The following is a 2,362-nucleotide window of genomic DNA, read 5'->3' on the forward strand; positions in this document are numbered from 1 at the left end:
CCTACCAGAACCATCGCCAGGATCGCCACCGCGCCGGCCAGGATGTTCGACAACGGCAGGTTTTGCAGCAGATCGAAGAGGGCGCCGTCGAAGGAGAAAGGCGGCGGATCCCTTGCGGGTTGCCCGCGAAGACGCCGCGGACCTGATCGTGGTCAAGGTGCAGCCCCTCGGGGGCGTGCGGCGGGCGTTGGAGATCGTCGCGCAAGCCGGGCTCCCCGCCGTCGTCAGTTCCGCCCTGGACTCCTCCGTGGGGATCCGCGCGGGCGTGGCACTCGCGGCGGCGCTGCCGGAACTTCCGTATGCCTGCGGATTGGCGACGGTGTCCCTGATGGCCGCGGACGTGGCGGCGGAGCCGCTGGTGCCGGTGGCCGGCAGCCTCCCGGTGCGCGAGGTGGTGCCCGACGCGGACCTGCTGGATCGTCTTGCTGCGCCGGAGGACCGGCGGCAGTGGTGGCTGGAACGGCTGGCGCGGACCTACCGACTGCTGGAGCCGTGACGGAGGGTCGGGGGAACGGCTCCCTAGGCGGGACCGTCCCGGCGGCCGGGGGACGTGCCGAAAGAGCAGGGGGATTGGCAGCGCCATCGACCTCGCCTGCGGGCCCGCTGGAGCAGTGAAGCGCCTGTGCTCCTGACGTGCTTCGGGGCTGCGGGAAGCAGCCCCCGGCCGGAACAACCTCAGGGTTTGGGCCCGGTTCTATATGCGCGGCTCCTCAAAAGCTGAATGTGAGGCTCAATCGTCCGAACGCAGTCTGACCTTGCCGACTCCATCCACTGCGCCATCGAAACGCGGCCCTCAAACTGTCGGAGGCGGCCGGTAGCGTGAGGATATGGAGGGCGAGGGCGAGGGCGTCGAGCTTCGGTTCCCGGTTCCGGGACAGGGACTGGTGATGGACCTTGGCGTGCCTTCGCGTCCGGACAGTTCGCTGCTGGAGGCGCTGCTGCAGCACGTGGTGGCGGAGGCACTGCTCCGGCGTTATGGTATCGAACCTGATCGCGCCGGTTTCTTTCCCGCGGCCGCTGAACCTGGCGCGTCTGCCGCCGCCGCGGCGGCCAACACTGCAGAAAATCCTTCGCTAAGCGAAGCCACGGGTGACGGGCAGGCAACTGTGACCGAGGATCCCGGAGCGTCCCAGGAATCTGGCACCGGACAGCCGTCGGCCGGGACCACCGAGGAGGGGGTAGGCCTGCCCGTGGTGCCTGAGGGCGCCGGTGGTAAGCCTGTGGTGCCCGAGGGCGGGGTGGGGGTGCCTGCCGTGCTGGCCGGTTTGCTGGCGGTGGTGGAGCCGGCGGAACTGAATGACGTGCAGACCATGGATTATCTTTTGGCTGTCGCGCGGGTGGAGGCGTGGGTGCAGTCGTGCCGGGTGAAGGCGTTGGACCGCTTCGCCCGGCTGCGTCCCGGTGTTGGCGGGGACCGGGACCCGGAAGGCTTTTCCCGCTTCGCGCCACAGGAGATCTCGGCGCACCTGTGCACCGGTGACGCGGCGGCGCGGGCCATGCTGGCCGATGCGCGGCAGATCTGCACGCACCTGCCGGGCACTCTCGAGGCGATGTGCCGCGGGGACTTGGACTTGCCGCGGGCGAAGGCGCTGGCCCGTGGCTGCGCTGACCTGCCGGCGGATTGCCTGCAGGATTTTGAGGCCGCGGTGCTGCCCGGCGCCGGGGACGTCACATTGGATACGGTGCGGTCCCGTGCCCGGCGGATGCGGGACCGGCTGCACCCGGAATCCTTGGAGCAGCGGCACCGGCGGGCGAACGAGTCCCGGGACGTGCAGCTGACCGACCAGGACGACGGGATGGCCGAGTTGTGGATCCGCACCAGCGCGGACAAGGCGCATCTGGTCTTCGACCGGATCCAGGCCACGGCCCGTTCCCTCCAGGGCCCCGGGGAAGAACGGACCCTGCCGCAGTTGCGCGCCGACGTGTTCTCTGACCTCATGCTGACCGACCGCACCTTCCCGGCCGGTCAGGCGGAGCCTACGACGGCAGGAGACACGGTACCGGCAGCACCGGAGCCGGATGCACCGGCAACCGCCGGCAGCGGCGGTAACTGCGGCGGTGGTGCGGGGCCGGGGATGCTGGTCACGGTGCCCCTGGCCACGCTGCTGGGACTGGGCGAGGAGCCCGGGGACTTGGCCGGGCACGGACCGATCCCGGCGGACATGGGACGGGAACTGGCCCAGCTGGCCAGGTCCTGGCTGCCGGTGCTCACCGACGACCACGGCCAGGCGATCGCTGCCGCCCGGCAACTGCGGATTCCGCCCGAATGGCTCAAACGCCTGGTCCGTGTCCGGGACCGGCACTGCCGCTTCCCCGGCTGCCGCCGCGCGGCCAGATACTGCGAGATCGACCATGTCCGCGG

General features: G+C 70.5%; 2 protein-coding genes. Both read left to right on the forward strand.

Annotated elements, in window-relative coordinates; translation table 11 throughout:
- Positions 1 to 496: enolase C-terminal domain-like protein (locus AC5RUJ_RS14790; protein WP_494156093.1), on the forward strand; the 496-nt coding region annotated here is incomplete at its 5' end.
- Positions 497 to 827: 331 nt separating this feature from the next.
- Positions 828 to 2,362, forward strand: a 1,535-nt coding sequence (locus tag AC5RUJ_RS14795) for an HNH endonuclease signature motif containing protein (protein WP_494156094.1), incomplete at its 3' end; no start/stop codon positions are given.

The organism is Arthrobacter sp. Y3223164, assembly GCF_059091005.1.